The following is a 20,772-nucleotide window of genomic DNA, read 5'->3' on the forward strand; positions in this document are numbered from 1 at the left end:
CGCGCAGCACCCGGTTGCGCGGCTGGTTGCGCGCCCGCGCCTGGCGTTCGCGCCAGCCCGCCAGCACCCGCAGCACGGCAAGCTGCTGCGGCTTGAGCCGCCAGGCCTGCTTGACCTCGCGATAGGCCTCGTCCGGGTCGGTTTCACGCTGCAGGTTGGCCACCAGCTCGGCGCCGTCCTCCAGCACCCAGGCCCGCTTGTCGTCGGAAAGCCTGGGCAGCAGGGCTTCGTAGAGCTCGGCCAGGTGCTGGGCATCCTCGGCGGCATAGCGTACCTGCATGTCGCTCAACGGCCGCTGCAGCCAGTCCGAGCGCGTCTCGCCCTTGGGCAGTTCGAGCCCGAGCACACTCTGCACCAGGCGCGAGTAGCCCATGGAAAAGCCCAGGTTCAGATAGCCGGCCGCCAACTGGGTGTCGAACAGCGGTTGCGGCAGGCGGCCGGTCAGGCGCGACAGCACCTCGAGGTCCTCGCTGCAGGCATGCAGCACCTTGACCACCGTCCGGTCTTCCAGCACGCCGGCGAAGGGCGACCAGTCGCGCACGCTCAACGGGTCGATCAGATAGGCGCGCCGGCCGTCGCCCACCTGCACCAGGCCGGCGATGGGATAGAAGGTATCGACCCTCATGAACTCGGTATCCACTGCCACGTAGGGCAGTTGGCGCCACTCGGCGCACAGGCGGGCCAGATGTTCATCATCCAGGACCCATTGCGTTTCGATGGCCACACGGCCCTCCTTTTCGGCTGACGACCGGCGCGCGGCCGAACGAGGCGCGCAGTATATATCGTGCTCCATGCCCATCGGGCGTTCATGACCGGAAGCAGGCCATCCGACCGGAAATCGCCCACCGCTCTCGTCACGGCTCGCAGCCGGACGCCAACAGCGCCTACTATTCGGACTCGTTCTCTGCCGGAGTCCCGTCCCATGCCGCTAGCCCAACTGATCAGCCCAACGCAGCTCGCCGACCGCCTGCAGGACCCGCAGCTGCTGGTCCTGGATTGCCGCTTCGCGCTGGAAGATCCCGCCTACGGCCAGCGCAGCTATGCCGCGGCGCACATCCCCGGCGCCCGCTTCGCCGATCTGGAGAAGGACCTATCCGGCCCGGTGGTCCCCGGCAAGACGGGCCGCCACCCGCTGCCGGAGCCGGAGCAGTTGCTCGCCAGGCTCCAGGCCTGGGGCCTGGATGACGATAGCCAGGTGGTTCTCTACGACGACGGCCCCGGCGCCTTCGCCGCACGCGCCTGGTGGCTGCTGGCCTGGCTGGGCAAGCGCGACGAGCTCTACCTGCTCGACGGCGGCCTCGCTGCCTGGCGCGAGGCTGGTCTGCCGCTGGACACGACAGTTCCCGCGCCTCGGCGAGGCACCTTCAATGGCCAGGCGGATGCGGCGCTGGTCGTCGACGCCCCACAACTCGAGGAACGCCTCGCCAGCCCCGAGCTGACATTGCTCGATGCCCGCGCCCTGCCGCGCTATCGCGGCGAGGTGGAACCCATCGACCCGGTCGCCGGGCACATCCCCGGCGCCCTGTGCGCGCCTTTCGGCGACAACCTGGACGCCAACGGCCGCTTCCTGAGCCCTGCGCAGTTGCGTGCGCGCTTCGCCGGGCTGCTCGGCGAACGGCCGCCACAGGCCGCGGTGGCCTACTGCGGCTCCGGCGTGACGGCCTGCCACAACCTGTTCGCCCTCAGCCTGGCCGGCTACCCGCTGATTGCGCTGTATCCGGGTTCCTGGAGCGAATGGATCACCGACCCACGGAGGCCGATCGCCTGACGAAAAGGCGGCGATGCACGAAAACTGGCCGACCGGTCACAAACAGGCCGCTCGGTTTTTACCGAAGTTTGCTCTGTTTTCACGACCGATCGTCGTCAGGTTTACGAAAAATTGCAATTCATTGTCTTGCTACCTGTCCGAGAAAGTTGCTAGGTTCCGACCCGCTTTCATCCCGGAGTAGTACAACAATGAAAACAACATGGTTGAAGACCGCAGCCGCGGTAGCCGCAGGGGTTCTGTCCAGCCAGGCCATGGCAGCCGGTTTCGCCCTCAACGAACAGAGCATCAGCGGCATGGGCACCTCCTTCGCTGGCCGCTCTTCTTCTGCCGACGACGCCACCACGCTGTTCGGCAATCCTGCCGGCATGTCGCGCCTCAAGCGCGAGGAAGTCAGTTTCGGTGTGGCGGCGATTCATGCCAAGACGGACATCAAGAACAGTTCCGGCTCCTTTTCCGGCCCGGCCCTGGGCGGCGCGAGCCTGCCCTATGGCGGCAGCAACGATGGCGACATGGTGCCCTTCACGGCAGTCCCGATGGGGTACTACGTCAAGCCGATCGACGACAAATGGGCCGTCGGCGTCGGCGTATACGTACCGTTCGGCCTGATCACCGACTACGAAGGCGGCTATCAGGGTCGCTATTTCGGCGACTACAGCGAAGTCCGCGTGGTTACCGTGCAGCCCACCGTCAGCTACCGCTTCAACGAGAAGCTCTCGGTGGGCTTCGGTCCGACCATCAACCGCATCGATGGCGAGCTGCAAAGTGCATCGCCCAACGCGGCCGGCCCGCTGGGATTCAACGATGGTCGCGTCAAGGTCAAGGGCGACGACACGGCGCTGGGCTTCAATGCCGGCGTCCTCTACGAGTTCTCGCCGCGTACCCGCGCCGGCCTGACCTACCACTCCAAGGTCGACTACACGCTCGAAGGCGATACCCGCCTTTCCGGTCCGGGCTTCGCCGCATCGGGAGCGGCGGGCAAGTACGATGCCTCCCTCGACCTGGAAACCCCCGAATCCGTGGACGTATCGTTGACCCATGAACTCAACGACCAATGGACCCTGTATGCCGGTGCGATGTGGACGCGCTGGAGCCGTTTCGAAGCCATCATCATTGAAAACGACGGAATTCCAGGCCCCTTGCAAGGCAACCTGGCTCCTATCGTCGAAGAGCAGGATTGGCACGACACCTGGTCGTATGCCATCGGCGCGGCCTACAAGCTGAACCGCGAATGGACGCTGCGCGGCGGTCTGGCCTTCGACCAGAGCCCGACCAACAACCTCCATCGTTCGCCACGCATCCCATCCGGCGACCGCACCGCGGTGAGCGTCGGGCTGGCCTGGAATCCGACCGACGATGTCACGGTGGACCTCGCCTACTCCTACCTACGAGAGGAAGAAGTCGACGTGAGCCGCAATCGGTCCTACCAGGGTGGCTTGCTGGAAGCCAACTACGATGCGACGTTCAAGAACCGCGCCCACGGTTTCGGCGCTGCCCTGAGCTACCGCTTCTGATGCAAGAAAACCCCGGCCTCGCCGTAATGCTGTTCACTTGACGACTCAAGCTGGATGTTGGATCTGTAGGAGCGGGCCACGCCCGCGATTCGCGCGCATGGCGCGCCCCTACAAAGAACTCTCCGTGCTTATCTGAACAGCATTACGGTCTCGCCGGGGCTGTTCGTATCGGCGTCGCACCGTTTTTCGCCGCGCGACGCCCACCGAACGAAGCTCAACGACCGTTCACAACGGCAAGTCGAAGGCCGGGGCGATCTGTCGCAGCCAGCCGTCCAACCGCTCCTCGGTCAGGTTGCTCTGATTGTCCAGATCCAGCGCCAGCCCGACGAACTTGCCCTCCACCACCGCCTCGGAGTGGGTGAACTCGTAGCCCGTGGTCGGCCACTCGCCTACCAGGGTGGCGCCGCGCTCGCTGAAGAATTCGTACAGCTCGCCCATGGCGTCGAGGAACTCGTCGGCATAGCCGACCTGGTCGCCGAGGCCGAAGAGGGCCACGGTCTTGCCGGTGAAATCCAGCCCCTCGATCTGCGGCAGGAATTCCTCCCAGCTCTCGTTCTCGCAATCGGCGCTCAACCCCGGCAACAGCCCCTCGCCCAGGGTCGGCGTGCCGAGGATCAGGTGCGAATAGGCGGCGAAATCCTCCGCGCTCGTACGGTTGACGTTGAGCGGATCAGCCAGGGTGTCGTCGTCGAAGCGCTTCTTGATCATCTTGGCGACCTTGCGCGTCTTGCCCGTGTTGCTGCCGAAGAAAAGTCCGATCCTGGCCATCACGCCACCTCATTGCTGTTGGATGAATGAAACACCGCGCAGGGTCCGCACCCGCTCGGCAAAAGACTTCTAGCAGGAAGCACGCCAGCCGATAAATTCTTATAAGTCATTGGAAACAAACAACTTTAAGTGCAGCCCAGCTGTAGCAAAGCGCACAGCCGGCAGCCGCCAGCCGCGCGCCGCTGTCGGTATTGCGACATTCAACCATCCACCCTCAGCAGCGCGCGTGCCCCCGCGGATACGGCCGGCCGAGCGGCATCGGACTGCGCGTCCAGGTGCTCGTCGAACTGCCTGAGCACCACCAGTTCGCCACCTTCCCCGTCGAGGTCGAGCAGGCAACTGCGCAGCTGCGGCTGCGCCGGCATCTCGAACATGGTGCGCTGCAGCGCGCCCTCCATGACCGCGCGCAATCCGCGCGCGCCGGTGCGGCGCAGCAGCGCCTGGTCGGCGATATGGTTGAGCGCCGCCGGGCTGAACTCCAGCTTCACGCCCTGGTAGGCGAACAGTTGCTGGTACTGCTTGACCAGCGCGTTGCGCGGCTCGCTGAGGATGCGCAGCAACGTCGCGTGATCCAGCTCGCGGAGGAAGGTGATGATCGGGAAGCGGCCGATGAACTCCGGAATCAGCCCGAATTCATGGAGATCGTCCGGCAACAGCGCCGCCAGCAGCTCGTTGAGCGACGGCGTCTGTTGCTGCGGCCGCGCATGGAAGCCGATCGCGCTGCCGCGTGGATGCACGCGGCTGCCGACCAGGGTTTCCAGGCCCGGGAAGGCGCCGCCGGCGATGAACAGGATATTGCGCGTATCCACCACCTGCTCCTCGCCGTGTTCGCCACGCCGGCCCCCCTTGCCGATGCGCACCTCGCTGCCCTCGACCAGCTTGAGCAACGCCTGCTGCACGCCTTCGCCGGAGATGTCGCGCACCGCCGTGCCGCCCCCGCCACGCCGCGCCAGCTTGTCCACCTCGTCGATATAGACGATGCCCCATTGCGCCTTCTGCACATCGCCACCGGCGGCTTCCAGCAGGCGGGCGATGATGCTGTCGACGTCGTCGCCGACGTAGCCGGCCTGGGTCAGGGTGGTGGCATCGGCCGAGGCGAAGGGCACGCCGAGGATGCGCGCCAGGGTACGCACCAGCAGCGTCTTGCCGGTGCCCGAAGGGCCGGCCATGAGGATGTTGGATTTCTCCAGCTCGACCGTGCCGCCCAGTTGGCAGACCGGCTCGCGGGTGCAGTTGAGCAGGCGCAGGTAATGGTTGTAGACCGCCACCGCCAGGGTTTCCTTGGCCTCGTCCTGGCCGATCACCGACTCGTCCAGGTGCTGCATGTAGGCCGCCGGCGTGAGCAGTTGCGGTGCCAGCTGCTGGGCCTGGCGCCGCTGCCCCCAGCTGGTCACCACCTGGTGGGCCAGCTTGACGCAGGCCTCGCAGATCCGGCCTTCGTTACCCGCGATCAAGGGCACCGTCGGCGATTTTTCCGCGCCGCAGAACGAACAGCAGGCTTATCGGTATCAGTCATGGCAGCGACTCCGGTGAGGTTGGGGCGGACTGCAGCAAACCGGCCAGCCATGCGCGCTGGTGCCGCGCGTGTTGGCGGGCGCGGAGCTTCTCGCGCAGGTGCGGCAAGACCTCCTGCAGCGACAACTGGCCCGCCGGATGGATCGCCTCGCAGAACAGCAGGTGAAAGCCCAGTGGCGTCTCCACCACCGGGCCGATCTCGCCTGCGCGCAGGGCGAACAGGCAGGCCTCCAGCTGCGGGTAGAGCACGCCGGGGCGTACCAGGCCGAGGCTCCCGCCCTCCATCGCCGAAGGGCATTCGGAATGCTTGAGCGCCTGCTCGGCGAAGCGCTGCGGCTTGCGCAGCAGGCGCTCGGCGATCAGGTTGATGCGGCGCCAGGCGCTGGTCCGGCTGTTTTCCGGGAAATCCTCGTTGACGGTAATCAGGATCTGCCGCGCCAGGCGCGTGGCGGGCCGCACGAAGCGCTCCGGATGATTGAAGTAGTACAGGCTGACATCCGTATCGGTGATTTCCGGCAGCCCGGCACAGACGCGCTGCAGCACCGTTTCGACCTTGAGTTCGCGGGCCAGCAGCTGGCGCAGGCCGGCTTCGTCCAGGCCACTGTCGTCCAGCGCCTTGTGCAGCGCGAGCGGGTCCTCGTAGCGGGCGGCGATCTCGGCCCAGGCATCGGCGACCTGCTCGTCCGGGATCACCACACCGCAGGCCTCGGCACTGTGCAGCACGGCGTTCTCCAGCTGCAACTGGCGACCGACGATGCGCTCGGCCTGTTCACGCTGTGGCGAACTGAGGGCGGCCGGGGCACAGCCGAAACGCTCGTGGGCGACCTTCAGCAGCTGGTAGCGGGCATCCTCGCCGGTGACCAGATCAATGCTCATGCTCGCCTCCCGCCTGCGCGTCGGCCCAGACCAGGCTCGTCTCGGGCACCTGCAGCACCCGACCGTCGCCGAAATAGACGTGGTACTGGATGCCGCCGGGCAGGTCGCGCAGCACCTTCTCGATGCTGCCGGTGCGGCCCTGCTCCACCACCACCTCGCCGCGCACGGCCAGGCTGCGGGTGGCGACCACCTGGTCGCGGAACTCGAACAGGTTGGGTATCCAGGGGTCCGACGCGGGAATCAGCTCCTCCTCGCGGCAGCCCACCGTGCAGCCCTGATCGAGGAAATGCACGCGGTAGATCAGCTGATCCTGCAGGTAGGTGCCGACGTCGTAGACGCAACCCACCGCACCGCGGCGCATCAGCAGGGCGCCGGTGTCCTTGCCGGGGTAGGTGCCGTCGTTGCGTACGTTGCGGATCAGCCTGACGGCCTGGCCATATTCGTAGAGCGGCAGACTCATGGCGCTCACCTCCCGCGGGTCAGCCCAGCAGTTGATCGATGGGCACGAAGGTCGTCTGCGGCTCGTGCATGTGGAAGACCTTGAAGACCTTTTCGGTCTGCGCATCGGAGGCGACGAAATCCTCGTAGGCGCGCACCAGCAGCTTGCGATACACCGCGTACCGCACGGCATCCTGCAGGTGCTCGATGTCGCCGGCCTGACACAGGTAGTCGTGATAGCGCTGCATGATGTGCAGGCGGTTGACCTGCACCACCGACGGCACGAAGGGCACGCCGAAGAAGTTCAGGAAATCCTCGGCGGATACCAGCTCTTCCAGCGCCTCGTCCAGGGGCCCGTCCAGGTTCGGTTCGGCGGCTTGTTCGCTCATGGGCGTGTCTCCACGGTGGCAGCAGGGGGAAAGGTGAAAATGGCGGCGCTGTTGGCCGCCAGCACATCGAGCAGCAGGCGCGCGCCGAGGCGGTTGTCCGCATCGAGCTCGGCGACCTTGCTCAGCATCGCCTTGCCCTCGCCGAACAGGCCCAGGCGCAGGCTCAGGTAACCGGCGCCCTTGAGCGCCAGCAGATGAAAACGCAGCAGCCCGATGGCATCGGGCGCCACGCGTGCCAGGCAGTCGGCATCGAGTGCACGCCAGTCGCAGGGCAACCCCAGGCGCGGCGCGACCACCGCCAGTACCTGCGCGGCGATGGCCAGGGCATCGGCATGGCGATGCTGGTAGAAGTAGAAGCGGTAGAGCCCGACCAGCACGCTGAGATCGCCCGGCGCCAGCGCCTGCGCCGCCAACAGCGGCTGCTCCGCCGTGCCGGTGGCGTACTGCGCCGACGCCTCGTCCAGCAGTGCCGCGACGCGCGGCTGGCGCGGCTCGTCGAAATACAGGCCGGCGCCGTCGAAATCCTGCAGGTCCATGGGCGTGCTCCGTCAGCGCCCGGCCATGGCCGGACAATCGTTTTCACACAGGCTGTTGTCCGGCTGGCATTCCTGGTAGCGCCGCTGCTGGCTGCCGGCGGCGACCAGGCCGCCCTGTTCGACCTGCTTCTCCAGGCTGTCCAGGCGCTCCAGCAGGCAGGCGATGGCCTTGCCCACCGGGTCGGGGATCAGGTGATGGTCGAGATCGATGCCATGCACGTTGGGCCGGCCGGCCTCGCGCAGGCGCACCACCTTGCCGGGGATGCCGACCACCGTGCAACCGTCCGGCACGTCCTGCACCACCACCGAGTTGGCGCCGACCCGGGCATTGGCGCCGATGCTGATCGGCCCGAGGATCTTCGCCCCGGCGCCGACCAGCACGCCGTCGCCCAGGGTCGGATGGCGCTTGCCCTTGCACCAGCTGGTGCCGCCCAGGGTCACGCCGTGATAGAGGGTGACGTCGTCGCCGATCTCGGCGGTTTCGCCGATCACCACCCCGGCGCCATGGTCGATGAAGAAGCGCGCGCCGATGCGGGCACCGGGATGGATGTCGACGTTGCTCAGCAGCCGCCCGAGGAAGCCCAGCAGGCGCGCGGCATAGCGCCACTCGCGGCACCACAGGCGATGCGCGAGGCGGTAGAGCATGATCGCGTGCACCCCCGGATAGGTGGTCAGCACCTCCAGCGTGGAGCGCGCGGCGGGGTCGCGCTGGAATACGCAGCGCACATCGTCGCGGCATTCGCGGTACAGGTTCATGCGGCACCTCCGGCCAGGGCCAGGCCCTGTTCGCACAGCTGCTGGTAGAAACCCTGCAGATCGGCGCTCTGCGGGCTGCGCTTGGTCTGCGTGGAGAAACGGCGGATGCAGCCGAGCAGTGCCCGGCTCTGCCACTGCTGCAGTTCGATGCCCAGCTCGCGGTAGCTCAGCTCGACCATGTGCGCGCCGGAATGCTTGCCCAGCACCAGGCTGTGGCTGCGCCCGAGCTCGTCGGGGTTGAGCCCCTCGTAGTTGCGCCGGTGCTTGAGCAGGCCGTCGACGTGGATGCCCGCCTCGTGGGTGAACACCCCGGCACCGACCACGCTCTTCTGCCAGGCCACCTGGCGCCCGGAAGCCTGCTCCACCAGCGCCGAGATCGAGGGAATGCCGCGCACGTCGATGCCGCAGTCGATGCCGTGGAGGTGCTTGAGCGCCAGCGCGCATTCCTCCAGCGCGGCGTTGCCGGCCCGCTCGCCGAGGCCGTTGACCGTGGTGTTGATATGCGTGGCGCCGCCGCGCACGGCCGCCAGGGTGTTGGCCGTGGCCAGGCCGAAGTCGTCGTGGGCGTGCACTTCCAGCTCCAGATCCAGGCGCCCGGCGAGAAAGCGGAAGCGCTCGTGCATCACGAACGGCTCCATCACCCCCACCGTGTCGGCGAAGCGCAACCGCCGCGCGCCGGCGGCCTGGGCGACGTCCGCCACGCGGACGATGAACTCCGGATCGGCGCGCGAGGCGTCCTCGCAGCCCAGGCACACCTCCAGCCCGGCATCGCGCGCCGCGCCCACCAGTCGCGCGACCTCGCGCAACGCCCAGTCACGGTCGCGGCCAAGCTTGTGCTGCAGCATCAGGTCCGAGACCGGCAGCGACAGGTCGACCATGCCCACGCCGGTGCCGCCGGCGGCCAGCAGGTCGGCGTCGCACAGCCGGCACCAGGCCAGCAGCCGTACCGGCAGGCCCAGCCCGGCGATGGCGCGCATCACCTCGCACTCCTCCTCGCCCATGCTGGGAATGCCGATCTCCAGCTCCGGCACGCCGAGCTGTGCCAGGGCGCGGGCAATGGCGAGCTTCTCCTCGGCGCTGAAGGCGACCCCGGCGCTCTGTTCGCCGTCGCGCAGGGTGGTGTCGTCGATCACGATGGACATGCTGAACCTCCTCGGCGCTGCGGGCGGCCACTTGGTCGTCAGGCGTAGACCGGCGCGAACGAATCGCCCACTGCCTCGGCCGGGCCGTTACCGCTCCAGTAGGGCGACAGCTTGCGCAACTGGGCGATGATCGGCGGCACCTCGCGGATCACGTAGTCGATCTGCTCCTCGGTGGTGTAGCGCGACAGCGAGAAGCGCACGCTGCCATGGGCCGCCGTGTAGGGAATGTCCATCGCGCGCATCACGTGGGACGGCTCCAGCGACCCGGAGGTGCAGGCCGAACCGCTGGAGGCGGCGATGCCGACCTTGTTCAGCAGCAGCAGGATGGCCTCGCCCTCGATGTATTCGAAGGCGATGTTGGCGGTGTTCGGCAGGCGATTGCCCGGATCGCCGGTGACGAAGGCATAGGGCACGGCGGCGAGAATGCCGGCCTCGAGCTTGTCGCGCAGGCGGCGGACCTCGGTGTTCTCGTGTTCCATGAAGGCCAGCGCGCGCTCGGCGGCGACCCCCAGGCCGATGATCGACGCCGCGTTCTCAGTGCCGGCGCGGCGCCCGCGCTCCTGGTGGCCACCGCGCAGCAACGGCCGGAAGCGCGTGCCGCGGCGCAGGTAGAGCACGCCGACGCCCTTGGGCGCATGCAGCTTGTGGCCGGACAGCGAGAGCATGTGGATGGCGCTGTCCTTGAGGTTCATCGGCACCTTGCCGACCGCCTGCACCGCATCGCTATGGAACATGACCCCGGCGTCATCGGCCATCTGCGCCATCTGCTCCACCGGGAACAGCGTGCCGGTCTCGTTGTTGGCCCACATCACCGAGACGATGGCCACGTCGTCGTCGAGCAGCGCGGCATATTCGTCCAGGTTCAGGCGGCCCTTCTTGTCCACCTTGAGCTTGTGCACGGTATAGCCGTCCTCGGCCAGGTAGTCGCACAGGCTGAGGATCGCCGGGTGCTCGACCACCGTGGTGATGATCGTCTTGCGCTCGGGCTGGGCCTTGAGCGCCGAGAGGATCGCTGTGGAATCGGCCTCGGTGCCGCAGGAGGTGAACACGATTTCCGAGTCGTACTCGGCACCGAGCAGCCGCTGCACGCTCTGCCGCGCCTTCTTCAGCGCCATGCCGACCTGGTTGCCGAAGCTGTGCATCGACGAGGGGTTGCCGAACTGCTCGGTGAAGAACGGCAGCATGGCCTGCACCACTTCGTCATCGACACGGGTGGTCGCGTTGTTGTCGAGATAGATGCCGCTCATCTCACACCTCCGCCATCGCGCTGTGGGCCGGGGAGCTGACCGGGACCACCTTGACGAACTCGCCGAGCTCCTCGATCAGCCGCTGCTGGATGCCGGACAGCGTCATGCTGGCCATCTGGCAGCCGGTGCAGGCGCCGGTCAGCTTGACGTAGATGTTCTTGCCCTCGACATCCAGCAGCTCGACGTCGCCGTGGTCGCGCTGCAGGGTCGGGCGGATCGATTCGAGCACGCGCTCGACGCGGCGGATGCGCTGCAGGGTGGTCATGCGCGGCGCGGCGGGCGCCGCCTGCTGAGCCGCCGGCGGGGTTTCCAGGGTCACCAGCGGCGCCTTGGCCTTCTTCGCCGCCTTGGCGCCGGTGCCGGCCGGGACGAAGATCTCGCCGCGCGCGGCCAGCTCCTCGACCAGTAACCGCTCGATGCTTCATGGCAGGACGAGCAACCGCCGCCGGCCTTGGTGTAGTTGGTCACGTCCTCGACGCTGGAGAGCCGGTTGGCGCGGATGGTCTCGCGCACCATCACCTCGTCGATGGCGAAGCACTTGCACACCAGCGCGCCTTCCTCGTGGTCGTCCTCGAGGGTTTCGCCGCGGTAGTTGGCCACCGCCGCCTGCAAGGCCTCGCGGCCCATCACCGAGCAGTGCATCTTCTCCGGCGGCAGGCCATCGAGGAAGTCGGCGATGTCCTGGTTGCTGATCTTCAGCGCCTCGTCGACGGTCAGCCCCTTGATCATCTCGGTCAGCGCCGAGCTCGATGCGATCGCCGAGCCGCAGCCGAAAGTCTGGAAGCCGGCGTCGAGAATCACGTCGGTGTCCGGATCGACCTTCAGCGACAGCCGCAGGGCATCGCCGCAGCTCAGCGAGCCGACGTCACCGACGGCATTGGCCTCGGCCACGGCGCCGGCGTTCTTCGGGTTGTAGAAGTGTTCTTTGACCTTTTCCGAATAATCCCACATGACGGCTGATCTCCCGGTGAATGCTGGGTGGCCGGTCGTGGCCGGCCGCCTCGAATGGCGCTTAGCAGGCGAAGGACTTGCCGCAGCTGCAACCGCTGCTGGCGTTCGGGTTGACGAAGGTGAAGCCGCTGCCTTCCATGCTGTCGACGAAGTCCATGGTCACGCCGTCGAGCAGCGGTGCGCTGGCGTCGTCTATCAGCACGGTGAAGGCGCCGCAGTCGACCTGCTGGTCCCCGTCGAGGCCTTGCTCTTCCAGCTTCAGGCTGTACTTCAGCCCCGCACAGCCGCCGCCCTCGACGCGGATGCGCAAGCCGGCGGTGGGTTTGTCGGCGTTGCTGATGAAGCGGTTAATCGCACTCTTGGCGCTTTCAGTCAGGGTAATCATCGGCATGTCTCCTCGGCTGTGGCGGCGATCTGGCCACCCGGCACAGGTACTTCTGCAACGCCCATGCCCAGCCTTGCCAAGCTGAAAAACAATTATTTTTCAAATACATATAGATTCATCGCACGACCTTCCCGCTGTCGCGAACGGTACGCATGGCGCGCAATGTCGGCTTTGCGACACACCAGGCCGCGGTTCCTCCGGCTGGCCGGAATACCTCTGTAGCGCTATATACAAAACGATATAGCGAATCACACAATGTCATCTTCCAGACAGCTCAGGGGGCGTTCATGAAAGCATTAACTTATTGATTTTCATGGATTTATTTGAAAACACAGGCCTGGATGCATTCTTGCTTGCTCCAGGCCCAGAGCCGGAGCCCGAGGAAACGACATGAACGAAGCGGACCTACCCCTGCGCATCGACGGCCAGCTCTGGTTCAACCGGGGCGAGAAAGGCTATCTGGGCGGCAAGCGCATCGACCTGCTGGAGCAGATCGAGGCCACCGGTTCCATCAGCCGCGCCGCCAAGGCCATCAAGCTGAGCTACAAGGCCGCCTGGGATGCAGTGGATGCCATGAACAACCTGTCCGAGCGGCCGTTGGTGATCTGCTCTGCCGGCGGCGCCCAGGGCGGCGGCACGCGCCTGACCGACTTCGGCCGCGAGATGCTCCACGTATGGCGGCGCATGCAGGCCGAATACGAGCGCTTTCTCGCCCAGGTCGCCGAGGGCATCGAAGGCTTCGACGACATCGACCGGCTGCTGAGGGCCATCGCCATGAAGACCAGCGCACGCAATCAATTCCGCGGCCGTATCACCGCCGTCGACAAGGGGGCCGTCAACGGCAGCCTGCGCCTGGACATCGGCGCAGGCCTGTGCATCAGCGCCACGCTGACCAACGACAGCATCGACGAACTGCAGTTGGCGCCCGGCAATACCGCCATGGCGCTGATCAAGGCCAGCTTCGTGCTGCTCTCGCCCGATCCTGACGTGAAGATCAGCGCCCGCAATCGCCTCACCGGCACCATCAGCGCGCTGATGCCGGGCGCGGTGAACTGCGAGGTCAAGCTGCTGCTGCCGGGCAACCGCACCCTCAGCGCCGTGATCACCAACGAGAGCGCCGAAGAGCTCGGCCTGGCCCTGGGCCAGCCCTGCACCGCGCTGATCAAGCATCCCACGTCATCATCGCCGTCGATTGAAAGGAGTCGCCATGCACCCCGTCCGCCGTTTCTGCGCCGCCCTGCTGCTCTGCCTGCCACTAACCGCCATCGCCGACGACGTGCAGGTGGCCGTGGCGGCCAACTTCACCGCGCCGATGCAGAAAATCGCCGCCGCCTTCACCCGCGACACCGGCCACCGCGCCGTGCTGGCCTTCGGCGCCACCGGCAAGTTCTATGCGCAAATCAACAATGGCGCGCCTTTCGACATCCTGCTGGCGGCCGACGACAGTACACCGGCACGACTCGAGGACGAGGGTTCCGGCGTCGCCGGTAGCCGCTTCACCTATGCCATCGGCAGCCTGGTGCTGTGGTCGGCGCGCGAGGGTTATGTCGATCCGCAGGGGCGCATCCTCGCCGACGGCGACTTCCGTCACCTGGCCCTGGCCAATCCCAAAACCGCCCCCTACGGCGCCGCAGCACTGGAAGCCCTCGAGCGCCTGGGCCTGCGCGAACGGCTGCAGCCACGCTTCGTGCAGGGCGAGAACATCGCCCAGGCCCACCAGTTCGTCGCCAGTGGCAATGCCGAGCTGGGCTTCGTCGCGCTGTCCCAGGTGACCGAGGACGGTCGCATCGCCCGCGGCTCGGCCTGGGTGGTGCCGGCCGACCAGCACGCGCCGATCCGCCAGGACGCCCTGCTGCTTCGCCATGGCGAGGGCAACCCGGCGGCACAGGCGCTGCTCGACTACCTCAGGGGCGATACCGCCGCCGCGCTGATTCGCGCCTACGGCTATGAGCTGGACTGAACCGCGATGATGCTCGACAGCGTCGATTTCGCAGCGATCTGGCTGACCTTCAAGCTGGCCAGCCTCACCACCGCACTGCTGTTGCTGATCGGCACGCCGCTGGCATGGTGGCTGGCGCGTACCCATTCGCCGCTCAAGGGGCCGCTCGGCGCAGTGGTGGCACTGCCACTGGTGCTGCCGCCGACCGTGCTGGGTTTCTATCTGCTCACCGCCATGGGCCCTAACGGCCTGGTTGGCCAGCTGACCCAGAGCCTCGGCCTGGGTCTGCTGCCCTTCACCTTCGCCGGTCTGGTGGTGGGCTCGGTGCTCTATTCCATGCCCTTCGTCGTGCAACCCCTGCAGAACGCCTTCGAAGCCATCGGCGAGCGCCCGCTGGAGGTAGCCGCCACCCTGCGCGCCAGTCCCTGGGACACTTTCTTCAGCGTAGTGCTGCCGCTGGCCAGGCCGGGCTTCGTCACCGCCTCGATCCTCGGCTTCGCCCATACCGTCGGCGAGTTCGGCGTGGTGTTGATGATCGGCGGCAACATCCCCGGCGTCACCCGCACGGTCTCGGTACAGATCTTCGATCACGTCGAGGCCATGGAGTACGCCCAGGCCCACTGGCTGGCCGGCGGCATGCTGGCGTTCTCCTTCTGCGTGCTGCTGGCGCTGTACTCCAGCCGCCGTTTCAAGTCCGGCCTCAATTGAAGGGACTCGTGCATGAACGACTCACCAACCGCCGGGCAGATCCACGCCCGCTTCCGCCTGACCTGGCCCGGCTTCGAACTGGACGTCGACCTCGCCCTGCCTGGCCGCGGCGTGACGGCGCTGTTCGGCCATTCGGGCTCGGGCAAGACCACCTGCCTGCGCTGCGTCGCCGGCCTGGAGCGCGCCGGCGAGGCGTACCTGGAAGTCAACGGCGAACGCTGGCAGGACAGTGCGCGCGGGCTGTTCGTCCCGACGCACGAGCGCGCCCTGGGTTATGTATTCCAGGAAGCCAGCCTGTTCCCGCACCTCACGGCACGGCGCAACCTGGAATACGGCCTGCGTCGGGTCAAGGCCGCCCAGCGCCGGGTGGACTGGGACCATGTGGTGAAGCTGCTGGGTATCGAGCACCTGCTGGAGCGCCTGCCGGGAACGCTGTCCGGGGGTGAGCGCCAGCGCGTCGGCATCGCCCGCGCCCTGCTCACCAGCCCGCGCCTGCTGCTGATGGACGAACCGCTGGCGGCGCTGGACCTCAAGCGCAAGAACGAAATCCTGCCCTACCTGGAACGCCTGCACGACGAACTCGACATCCCGGTGCTCTACGTCAGCCATTCGCCGGACGAAGTGGCGCGGCTGGCCGATCACGTGGTGTTGCTCGACCAGGGCCGGGCGGTAGCCGCCGGCGGCCTGCGCGAAACCCTGGCACGACTGGACCTGCCCACCGCCCTCGGCGAGGACGCCGGCGTGGTGGTCGAATCCCACGTGGCCGAACACGACGACGCCTACCACCTGACCCGCCTGACCTTCCCCGGCGGCGAGGTGCTGGTGGCGCAGCGGCCGGAAGCGCTCGGCCAGCGCCTGCGCTTTCGCGTGCATGCCCGCGACGTCAGCCTGGCGCTGACCCGTGCCGAGGGCAGCAGCATCACCAACCTGCTGCCGGCGCGAGTCGAAGCGCTGGCCGCGGCAGACACCCCGGCCCACGTGCTGGTGCGCCTGGATGCCGGCGGCACGCCGCTGCTGGCGCGCATCACTCGCCGCTCGGCCGACCAGTTGGGCATCGCTCCCGGGCTGCCGCTGTGGGCACAGATCAAGGCCGTGGCCCTGCTGGGTTGAGCCCGGCTGTTGTCCGATTGTCGCCAATACGACAATCGGCAGCCCGTCAAAACCTCATAAGCCATTGATATTAAATGGAATGATCTCAGGCATCGATGTTGCTATGGCATGCCTCGCCAGCCGTTCGGCGCTGGTTCCAGTCATCGCAACAGAGAGAACCCTATGTCCATCAAGGAAATCCAAGCCTTCTCGAACCAAGCCCTGAACGACCCGGCGCTCGGCGAAAAACTCAAGGCCTGTGAAAAGGTCCGCGACGTGATCGCCCTCGGCAAGGAACACGGCTACAGCATCATCGAGGACCTGCTCTACCCGCCGAACGAGCCGCAATTCAGCGAAGCCCAGCTGTCGCCGAAGATGGCCAAGGCACTGCTGCGCGCCTGAGGTGCGGGAGGTGGCTGATTGCCAACACGTCAGCCATCGGTCCGTGCATCCGTCACGACGTTACATTTCGGCACGCAGCAGTAGGGTGGGCTTCAGCCCACCTCGATGACGCCCATTGGAATTGGTGGGCTGAAGCGGAACGCCACCCGGCCCACCCTACGGGACTGCTTTTGTGGAGGCCCGACCCCGCGGCGATGCTTTTCAGTCTTTGGCAGGCCTACCGGCCTGCATCGCCGCTAGGGCGCTCCCACGGGGGCTCGGTGCTGCTGGCTGCTTTTGTGGGAGGCCCGCCCTCGGGGCGATGCTTTTCAGTGCAGTAGGATGGGTGGCGTCCATATGTCTGGAAATCAGGCTAGGCGACCGCCCGATCCACGCGCCTACGCTTCACCCGATCAGTACTTCGTAGGCCCGCCTGAGCAGTTCGCGATCCAGCCAGGGCATGCCGATGCTCTGCGTCAGCTCGATCCAATGGGTTCCGATGGCCGCCCGGCACAGGTCGTGCCCGTCCAGTGCGGCGAGAAATACCGGCAGAATCCCGCCCGCCACTTCGAGGTCGACCCGGTAATCGGCCACCAACTCCAGCGGCTTCTCGATCCCCAGTTCGCGCTGCAGGCTGCGCAGGGCACTGGCCGGGTGGACCAGCAGATCGCCCTGTCCCGGGGTTTCGGCGAATACCGTGAGGGCTGGAAGCGGCTGCGGCAGCACCACCCCGCCGCGCTGCGGCACCAGGAAATGCAGGCGCGCGCTGACCGGGTGCTTGTGACAGATCACTACCCGCCAGTCCAGCCTGCCGCTCGCTTGTGGCTCCATCATTTGTCGAGCGCCAGCAAGGCGTATTCCACTGGCCCGGCGAACAGGCGCGTACCGCCACCTTCGGCGACCACTCGTCGCACGCCAGCGGGATCGACCACGCGGACGCCGGCCAGGTAGTCCACGCCGAAGCGCCGCCAGCCTTCGAGCCAAGGCAGGCTCGGCCCCATCAACACCACCTGCGCCTGGCGCGACAGCTCGAGCAGGCGCGGCAAGGTCTTGTTGGCGATGCTGCTGGCACTGACGAATACCCAGTCGGCCTCGGGCAGCAGGTACTCGGCGGCGCAATCGGGCAGGTCGCCCTCCTGCAGTTGGCGCTCCAGGCATTGGTAGGGTTGGTCCTGCCAGAGCCGCTCGAGGCCGGGATAATGGCCGATCACCACGACCCGTCGGCCCGCCAGGCGCGGACGGAAATGCGCGAACACCTGCAGGTGCCCCGGTGCCTCCGCGCGCAGCGCCAGCGCCTCGTGCTGGCAGCCAGCAGGGGTATTGACGCTGGCGTTGAGCACGGCCAGGCCGACCGCGGCTTCGGCGCCGTTCCATGAGAGCAGCCAGGGCAGCAGCGCGGCATTGCTCTGGCCAGCGAGCGTGCCCGACCAGCCGAGCGTGCGCGGCACCTGACGCGGACTGAAGGCGAAACCCTGGGTGCCATCGATTTCGGCCAGCGTCCAGTTCAGCCCCAGGCACAGATGCTCGACCGCCTGCGTTTGCGCGGCGCGGGCCAGCAGCCAGTCGTAGAGCTCATTCATGTTCGAGCGCCGGCAGCAGACGCAACTCGCTCTTCAGCGCACCCGGCCAGCCCCAGGCGGCTACCGCCTCCACCATCCAGGCGGGCTTGTGCGGGTGCGCCAGCAGCACGTCGAATTCGGCGTAGACCTGTCCGTCGCCATTGATCTGCATGCTGCCCAGGAAGTCACCATGGGTGCTGCGCCATTCGCTGTAGAAGCATTCGCTGCGATCGAACGGATCGACCCGCACTTCGCTGCGGGTCGGCTCACCGTCGGCAGGCAGTTGCAACCTGATCGCCGCACGCTGCAGGCAGGCCTGCAGGGCATTCTGGATTTCGCCAAACAGCGGCTTCGCCGCGTGCAGGCGCGCTTCGAACGACAGTTCCATCAGCTTTCCTCTTCAAAGGCGCGGGCGATCTGCAGGAACGCCTCACCACCTATTTCATCGCCTGGATCCAACTCCAGCAGCTTCTCCAGCACCCGCCGTGCATTGTCCACCTTGCCACGGCGCAGGCGGATCACGCCCAGTGCCTTGAGGCTGAACAGGTACAACCGCGTGGCACCACGGCGCGTCTGCCAGTCGGCGCTGGCAGGGTGCAGGCGCCGGTAGTTGCGACTGAAGCCGGCACAGGCCGCAGCCCGCCGCAGAGCTTCCCACACGGCGGCTTCGGCCTCCGCGTAGCGGGCCTGGAGAAAGTAGAACTTGTACAGGCCGACATGCGCGTCCGGCTCCTCGCTCCAGCGCCGCCGGGCCTCCAACAGCAGGGCTTCGACCGCCGCCGGATGCTCGAGGCCGCGCGCGCTGTTCAACAGGTAGCGCAGCCCGGTCGGTGTGCGGTCGGAAAAGAACGCCCGTTCGGGCTCCAGCAACAGCACCTCACCCATGCCTCACCAGAGCTCCGCGGGGGTCAGCTTGTCGGCGAAGGGCTCGCCTTCGAGCAGATGCGTGAGGATGGTGTCGGCGTCCGCCGGCTCCACCCAGCTGTACATCAATGCGCCCGGGTAGATCAGCACATTGGCGCCGGCCTGGCAGGGCCCCAGGCAGCCGGTGCCGGTCAAGGCGATGCGGCCGATCAGGTTGCGCCGGATCAGGGCCTGGGAGAAGGCGTCGAACAGGGCTTCGCCGCCCTTCGCAGCACAACTGCCGCGCGGGTGCCCCTCGGCGCGGCGCTGCAGGCAGAGGAAGATGTGGTAGTCGGGTCTTGGCATGTCAGCAGCTCCTCAACCGGCCAGGGCCTGATGGGTATGGCATTGTTTCGGGCAAACCGCCGCACAGGCCTTGCAGCCGATGCAGTCGAGGCCGTCGGCGATGGCCATGACCATCATCTCGTCGTCCTCGTCGTAGAGGTCGTCGTCTTCGTCCACCATGCCGGAGCGCTCCACCAGCTCGAACACGTCGCGCGGGCACACCTTGTAGCAACGTCCGCAACCGATGCACTTCTGCGCATCGACGGCGGTGACGAACTGCGGCACCCATTCGGCGCCACCGCGCGTACGCCCGGTTATCACTGCTTCCATCTGTCATCTCCTGCCCGCCAATGGCATGGCGGCGGCCTACGGTTAGGGATACGGCGGGCTCGGGCCCGCTCTGTATTGGTGGTCAGGCGTTGCCGGCCGCTTCCAGCCGGGCGTTGGCCTCGGCCCAGTCGAGGCAGGCCTGGTGTGCCTGCGTCGCCAGTTCCGGCAATTGCCGGTAATCGATCAGCAGCCGGTCCTCGACCAGGTCGTGGATCTGCGACGCCCATTCGGTGGCGATGCGCTTCTTCTGGCTGACTTCCTTCTTCAACGCCTTGAGTTCCTCTTCAGTCATCGGCTCGCCTCCTCTTACAACTCGGCGACCGCACGGTGCTCGGCGACCAGCGCGGTCGCCTTGCCCAGCAGCTTCTGCGCGTCGAGCGACAACGCCTCGAGCGATTCGAAGCCGAAGCGGTGGACGTCGCGCAGGGTCTTGTCCAGCGCCACCAGCTTGCCGACCAGGATCAGCGCGCGGCCGAAGCCCTCGTGGGTGATGTTGATCACCGGTACCGCGAGCAGCCCGGTCTCGCGCTCGATCATCTGCGCCAGGGCGTTGTAGAAGGCCTTGACCCGCGACAGGGTGACCTCGTCCGGATCGCCGACGATGGGGATCGCCCGGCGCCGCTCGCGGGTCAGCACCAGCGGGTCGAGCACCCGCGCGTCGCTCCAGGTGTCGTAGGTGCCGTAGCTGTCCATGGCGCGCAGTTGCACCACCATCTGCTTGATCACCGGGTCCTGCAGGGCCGGGTCGTCGTCGCGCACGACCGCCTGTTGTTCTTCTGCATACATAACGCTGTCCTCGATTGCGGGTGTCGGGCTATTCGTCCCAGGCCTCGCCGGCCATGGCCTCGAAACGTTGCTGGTCCGGCGTGCCACGGGTACGCCGGATCGCCTTGGCCAGCCAGGCCGAAGGGCCTTCGCGCAGCTCGGCCTGCAGCGTTTCGATCAGTTCGGCGATGCCCTCGGCCTCGCTGACCTTGACCGGCTGCACGCCGATCGCCAGCAGCTGGCGTACCGCCGAGGCGCCGCAGGCGCGGCAGTACACCGCGATGCAGCCATCGAGCAGTTCCAGCTTGGCCGCCAGCTTGTCCTCGTTGCCGTCCTGGTCGAGCTCGCCGAACTCCACCACCGATTGCAGCTCGGCCCGCTCGGGGTCGATGCCGTAGAACACGAACGACCGCGACGAACCGAAATGCTGGTCGACCGTGCGCCGATCGGACGAGGCGAAGGCCACCTTGAGCAGCGTGCCGTCGTTCTCGCCGTCGAGTACCTGCAGTTGTCGGATGGGGCTGGCCATGG

At 66.9% G+C, this 20,772-nt stretch carries 25 protein-coding genes and 3 pseudogenes; 7 read left to right on the top strand and 21 right to left on the bottom strand.

Going from position 1 to position 20,772, the window contains the following annotated elements; all coding sequences use genetic code 11:
- Nucleotides 1-724 (bottom strand): ribonuclease D (gene rnd, locus BAY1663_RS12340; RefSeq protein WP_037041213.1); only part of this gene is annotated, 724 nt, incomplete at its 3' end.
- Nucleotides 725-922: 198 nt separating this feature from the next.
- On the opposite strand from rnd, the gene BAY1663_RS12345 reads away from it, so the two are divergent.
- Both BAY1663_RS12345 and BAY1663_RS12350 read left to right on the top strand, forming a co-directional pair.
- A complete protein-coding gene (locus BAY1663_RS12345) occupies nt 923-1,768 on the top strand; it encodes a sulfurtransferase (protein ID WP_037041216.1) in 846 nt (281 codons plus the stop codon).
- A 188-nt stretch (nt 1,769-1,956) separates the two neighbouring features.
- The gene (locus BAY1663_RS12350; protein ID WP_037041218.1) at nt 1,957-3,279 is read left to right on the top strand and encodes an OmpP1/FadL family transporter; all 1,323 of its coding nucleotides are present in this window, start codon (nt 1,957-1,959) and stop codon (nt 3,277-3,279) included.
- Between the two features lie 225 nt (nt 3,280-3,504).
- Here the strand turns inward: BAY1663_RS12350 and BAY1663_RS12355 are convergent, their stop codons facing one another.
- The 11 genes and pseudogenes from BAY1663_RS12355 to BAY1663_RS12405 form a co-directional block, all read right to left on the bottom strand.
- A complete protein-coding gene (locus BAY1663_RS12355) occupies nt 3,505-4,047 on the bottom strand; it encodes a flavodoxin (protein WP_037041220.1) in 543 nt (180 codons plus the stop codon).
- A 200-nt stretch (nt 4,048-4,247) separates the two neighbouring features.
- Nucleotides 4,248-5,563 (bottom strand): annotated as a pseudogene (gene clpX, locus BAY1663_RS12360) (ATP-dependent Clp protease ATP-binding subunit ClpX).
- Nucleotides 5,560-6,438, bottom strand: coding sequence for a nitrogen fixation protein NifM (gene nifM, locus BAY1663_RS12365; protein ID WP_037041222.1), 879 nt, complete (start codon nt 6,436-6,438; stop codon nt 5,560-5,562). Before nifM ends, clpX begins: the two are co-directional and overlap by 4 nt.
- Nucleotides 6,428-6,898 carry a nitrogen fixation protein NifZ gene (locus BAY1663_RS12370; RefSeq protein WP_037041224.1) on the bottom strand — a complete coding sequence of 157 codons (471 nt, stop codon included), beginning with the start codon at nt 6,896-6,898 and terminating at the stop codon, nt 6,428-6,430. The genes nifM and BAY1663_RS12370 overlap by 11 nt, the downstream gene beginning before the upstream one ends.
- A 19-nt stretch (nt 6,899-6,917) precedes the next feature.
- On the bottom strand, nt 6,918-7,265 hold the full coding sequence (nifW, locus tag BAY1663_RS12375; RefSeq protein WP_011912532.1) for a nitrogenase-stabilizing/protective protein NifW: 348 nt from the start codon (nt 7,263-7,265) through the stop codon (nt 6,918-6,920).
- The gene (locus BAY1663_RS12380) at nt 7,262-7,801 is read right to left on the bottom strand and encodes a hypothetical protein (protein ID WP_037041227.1); all 540 of its coding nucleotides are present in this window, start codon (nt 7,799-7,801) and stop codon (nt 7,262-7,264) included. The genes nifW and BAY1663_RS12380 overlap by 4 nt, the downstream gene beginning before the upstream one ends.
- Nucleotides 7,802-7,813: 12 nt before the next feature.
- Nucleotides 7,814-8,557: a serine O-acetyltransferase gene (cysE, locus tag BAY1663_RS12385; RefSeq protein ID WP_037041230.1), complete on the bottom strand. Its 744-nt coding sequence runs from the start codon at nt 8,555-8,557 to the stop codon at nt 7,814-7,816.
- Nucleotides 8,554-9,699, bottom strand: coding sequence for a homocitrate synthase (gene nifV / locus BAY1663_RS12390; protein ID WP_037041233.1), 1,146 nt, complete (start codon nt 9,697-9,699; stop codon nt 8,554-8,556). The genes cysE and nifV overlap by 4 nt, the downstream gene beginning before the upstream one ends.
- Nucleotides 9,700-9,737: 38 nt before the next feature.
- The gene (nifS, locus tag BAY1663_RS12395) at nt 9,738-10,946 is read right to left on the bottom strand and encodes a cysteine desulfurase NifS (protein ID WP_037041236.1); all 1,209 of its coding nucleotides are present in this window, start codon (nt 10,944-10,946) and stop codon (nt 9,738-9,740) included.
- A gap of 1 nt (nt 10,947) precedes the next feature.
- A pseudogene (gene nifU, locus BAY1663_RS12400) lies at nt 10,948-11,897 on the bottom strand (Fe-S cluster assembly protein NifU).
- Between the two features lie 61 nt (nt 11,898-11,958).
- Nucleotides 11,959-12,282 carry an iron-sulfur cluster assembly accessory protein gene (locus BAY1663_RS12405; RefSeq protein WP_011912526.1) on the bottom strand — a complete coding sequence of 108 codons (324 nt, stop codon included), beginning with the start codon at nt 12,280-12,282 and terminating at the stop codon, nt 11,959-11,961.
- Between the two features lie 390 nt (nt 12,283-12,672).
- Here BAY1663_RS12405 and BAY1663_RS12410 point away from each other — a divergent pair.
- The 5 genes and pseudogenes from BAY1663_RS12410 (at nt 12,673) to BAY1663_RS12430 (ending at nt 16,420) form a co-directional block, all read left to right on the top strand.
- A pseudogene (locus BAY1663_RS12410) lies at nt 12,673-13,478 on the top strand (TOBE domain-containing protein).
- Nucleotides 13,479-13,489: 11 nt separating this feature from the next.
- Complete coding sequence (modA, locus tag BAY1663_RS12415) at nt 13,490-14,242, top strand: molybdate ABC transporter substrate-binding protein (protein WP_037041239.1); 753 nt, start codon at nt 13,490-13,492, stop codon at nt 14,240-14,242.
- 6 nt (nt 14,243-14,248) lie between these two features.
- On the top strand, nt 14,249-14,929 hold the full coding sequence (gene modB / locus BAY1663_RS12420; protein ID WP_037041241.1) for a molybdate ABC transporter permease subunit: 681 nt from the start codon (nt 14,249-14,251) through the stop codon (nt 14,927-14,929).
- 12 nt (nt 14,930-14,941) lie between these two features.
- Nucleotides 14,942-16,039, top strand: coding sequence for a molybdenum ABC transporter ATP-binding protein (gene modC / locus BAY1663_RS12425; RefSeq protein WP_037041243.1), 1,098 nt, complete (start codon nt 14,942-14,944; stop codon nt 16,037-16,039).
- Nucleotides 16,040-16,201: 162 nt separating this feature from the next.
- Nucleotides 16,202-16,420: a Nif11-like leader peptide family natural product precursor gene (locus BAY1663_RS12430; protein ID WP_037041244.1), complete on the top strand. Its 219-nt coding sequence runs from the start codon at nt 16,202-16,204 to the stop codon at nt 16,418-16,420.
- A gap of 384 nt (nt 16,421-16,804) precedes the next feature.
- Here BAY1663_RS12430 and BAY1663_RS12435 read toward each other — a convergent pair whose 3' ends face one another.
- The 9 genes from BAY1663_RS12435 to BAY1663_RS12475 form a co-directional block, all read right to left on the bottom strand.
- Nucleotides 16,805-17,233, bottom strand: coding sequence for a hypothetical protein (locus BAY1663_RS12435; RefSeq protein ID WP_256206723.1), 429 nt, complete (start codon nt 17,231-17,233; stop codon nt 16,805-16,807).
- Nucleotides 17,230-17,979 carry a DUF364 domain-containing protein gene (locus tag BAY1663_RS12440; protein ID WP_037041247.1) on the bottom strand — a complete coding sequence of 250 codons (750 nt, stop codon included), beginning with the start codon at nt 17,977-17,979 and terminating at the stop codon, nt 17,230-17,232. The genes BAY1663_RS12435 and BAY1663_RS12440 overlap by 4 nt, the downstream gene beginning before the upstream one ends.
- Nucleotides 17,972-18,346 (bottom strand): hypothetical protein, encoded by a 375-nt coding sequence (locus BAY1663_RS12445; protein ID WP_037041249.1) that lies wholly within the window; start codon nt 18,344-18,346, stop codon nt 17,972-17,974. The genes BAY1663_RS12440 and BAY1663_RS12445 overlap by 8 nt, the downstream gene beginning before the upstream one ends.
- The gene (locus BAY1663_RS12450; protein WP_037041251.1) at nt 18,346-18,843 is read right to left on the bottom strand and encodes a hypothetical protein; all 498 of its coding nucleotides are present in this window, start codon (nt 18,841-18,843) and stop codon (nt 18,346-18,348) included. Before BAY1663_RS12450 ends, BAY1663_RS12445 begins: the two co-directional genes overlap by 1 nt.
- Before the next feature lie 3 nt (nt 18,844-18,846).
- Nucleotides 18,847-19,167, bottom strand: a complete 321-nt coding sequence (locus BAY1663_RS12455; RefSeq protein ID WP_037041255.1) for a 2Fe-2S ferredoxin — start codon at nt 19,165-19,167, stop codon at nt 18,847-18,849.
- A gap of 12 nt (nt 19,168-19,179) precedes the next feature.
- A complete protein-coding gene (fdxB, locus tag BAY1663_RS12460; RefSeq protein ID WP_020307288.1) occupies nt 19,180-19,476 on the bottom strand; it encodes a ferredoxin III, nif-specific in 297 nt (98 codons plus the stop codon).
- 82 nt (nt 19,477-19,558) lie between these two features.
- On the bottom strand, nt 19,559-19,768 hold the full coding sequence (locus BAY1663_RS12465; protein WP_011912514.1) for a CCE_0567 family metalloprotein: 210 nt from the start codon (nt 19,766-19,768) through the stop codon (nt 19,559-19,561).
- A gap of 14 nt (nt 19,769-19,782) precedes the next feature.
- A complete protein-coding gene (locus BAY1663_RS12470) occupies nt 19,783-20,262 on the bottom strand; it encodes a NifX-associated nitrogen fixation protein (protein WP_037041258.1) in 480 nt (159 codons plus the stop codon).
- A 28-nt stretch (nt 20,263-20,290) separates the two neighbouring features.
- Nucleotides 20,291-20,770, bottom strand: coding sequence for a NifB/NifX family molybdenum-iron cluster-binding protein (locus BAY1663_RS12475; RefSeq protein ID WP_011912512.1), 480 nt, complete (start codon nt 20,768-20,770; stop codon nt 20,291-20,293).
- Nucleotides 20,771-20,772 lie beyond the last annotated feature (2 nt).

Origin of the sequence: Pseudomonas sp. BAY1663, from assembly GCF_000582595.1 — a bacterium.
GTDB lineage: Bacteria > Pseudomonadota > Gammaproteobacteria > Pseudomonadales > Pseudomonadaceae > Stutzerimonas > Stutzerimonas stutzeri_AF.

Bases quoted from the DNA above. Each gene is read 5' to 3' on its own strand.
- BAY1663_RS12345 (WP_037041216.1), top strand. From the start codon at position 923: ATGCCGCTAGCCCAACTGATCAGCCCAACGCAGCTCGCCGACCGCCTG.
- BAY1663_RS12350 (WP_037041218.1), top strand. From the start codon at position 1,957: ATGAAAACAACATGGTTGAAGACCGCAGCCGCGGTAGCCGCAGGGGTT.
- BAY1663_RS12355 (WP_037041220.1), bottom strand. From the start codon at position 4,047: ATGGCCAGGATCGGACTTTTCTTCGGCAGCAACACGGGCAAGACGCGC.
- nifM (WP_037041222.1), bottom strand. From the start codon at position 6,438: ATGAGCATTGATCTGGTCACCGGCGAGGATGCCCGCTACCAGCTGCTG.
- BAY1663_RS12370 (WP_037041224.1), bottom strand. From the start codon at position 6,898: ATGAGTCTGCCGCTCTACGAATATGGCCAGGCCGTCAGGCTGATCCGC.
- nifW (WP_011912532.1), bottom strand. From the start codon at position 7,265: ATGAGCGAACAAGCCGCCGAACCGAACCTGGACGGGCCCCTGGACGAG.
- BAY1663_RS12380 (WP_037041227.1), bottom strand. From the start codon at position 7,801: ATGGACCTGCAGGATTTCGACGGCGCCGGCCTGTATTTCGACGAGCCG.
- cysE (WP_037041230.1), bottom strand. From the start codon at position 8,557: ATGAACCTGTACCGCGAATGCCGCGACGATGTGCGCTGCGTATTCCAG.
- nifV (WP_037041233.1), bottom strand. From the start codon at position 9,699: ATGTCCATCGTGATCGACGACACCACCCTGCGCGACGGCGAACAGAGC.
- nifS (WP_037041236.1), bottom strand. From the start codon at position 10,946: ATGAGCGGCATCTATCTCGACAACAACGCGACCACCCGTGTCGATGAC.
- BAY1663_RS12405 (WP_011912526.1), bottom strand. From the start codon at position 12,282: ATGATTACCCTGACTGAAAGCGCCAAGAGTGCGATTAACCGCTTCATC.
- modA (WP_037041239.1), top strand. From the start codon at position 13,490: ATGCACCCCGTCCGCCGTTTCTGCGCCGCCCTGCTGCTCTGCCTGCCA.
- modB (WP_037041241.1), top strand. From the start codon at position 14,249: ATGATGCTCGACAGCGTCGATTTCGCAGCGATCTGGCTGACCTTCAAG.
- modC (WP_037041243.1), top strand. From the start codon at position 14,942: ATGAACGACTCACCAACCGCCGGGCAGATCCACGCCCGCTTCCGCCTG.
- BAY1663_RS12430 (WP_037041244.1), top strand. From the start codon at position 16,202: ATGTCCATCAAGGAAATCCAAGCCTTCTCGAACCAAGCCCTGAACGAC.
- BAY1663_RS12435 (WP_256206723.1), bottom strand. From the start codon at position 17,233: ATGATGGAGCCACAAGCGAGCGGCAGGCTGGACTGGCGGGTAGTGATC.
- BAY1663_RS12440 (WP_037041247.1), bottom strand. From the start codon at position 17,979: ATGAATGAGCTCTACGACTGGCTGCTGGCCCGCGCCGCGCAAACGCAG.
- BAY1663_RS12445 (WP_037041249.1), bottom strand. From the start codon at position 18,346: ATGGAACTGTCGTTCGAAGCGCGCCTGCACGCGGCGAAGCCGCTGTTT.
- BAY1663_RS12450 (WP_037041251.1), bottom strand. From the start codon at position 18,843: ATGGGTGAGGTGCTGTTGCTGGAGCCCGAACGGGCGTTCTTTTCCGAC.
- BAY1663_RS12455 (WP_037041255.1), bottom strand. From the start codon at position 19,167: ATGCCAAGACCCGACTACCACATCTTCCTCTGCCTGCAGCGCCGCGCC.
- fdxB (WP_020307288.1), bottom strand. From the start codon at position 19,476: ATGGAAGCAGTGATAACCGGGCGTACGCGCGGTGGCGCCGAATGGGTG.
- BAY1663_RS12465 (WP_011912514.1), bottom strand. From the start codon at position 19,768: ATGACTGAAGAGGAACTCAAGGCGTTGAAGAAGGAAGTCAGCCAGAAG.
- BAY1663_RS12470 (WP_037041258.1), bottom strand. From the start codon at position 20,262: ATGTATGCAGAAGAACAACAGGCGGTCGTGCGCGACGACGACCCGGCC.
- BAY1663_RS12475 (WP_011912512.1), bottom strand. From the start codon at position 20,770: ATGGCCAGCCCCATCCGACAACTGCAGGTACTCGACGGCGAGAACGAC.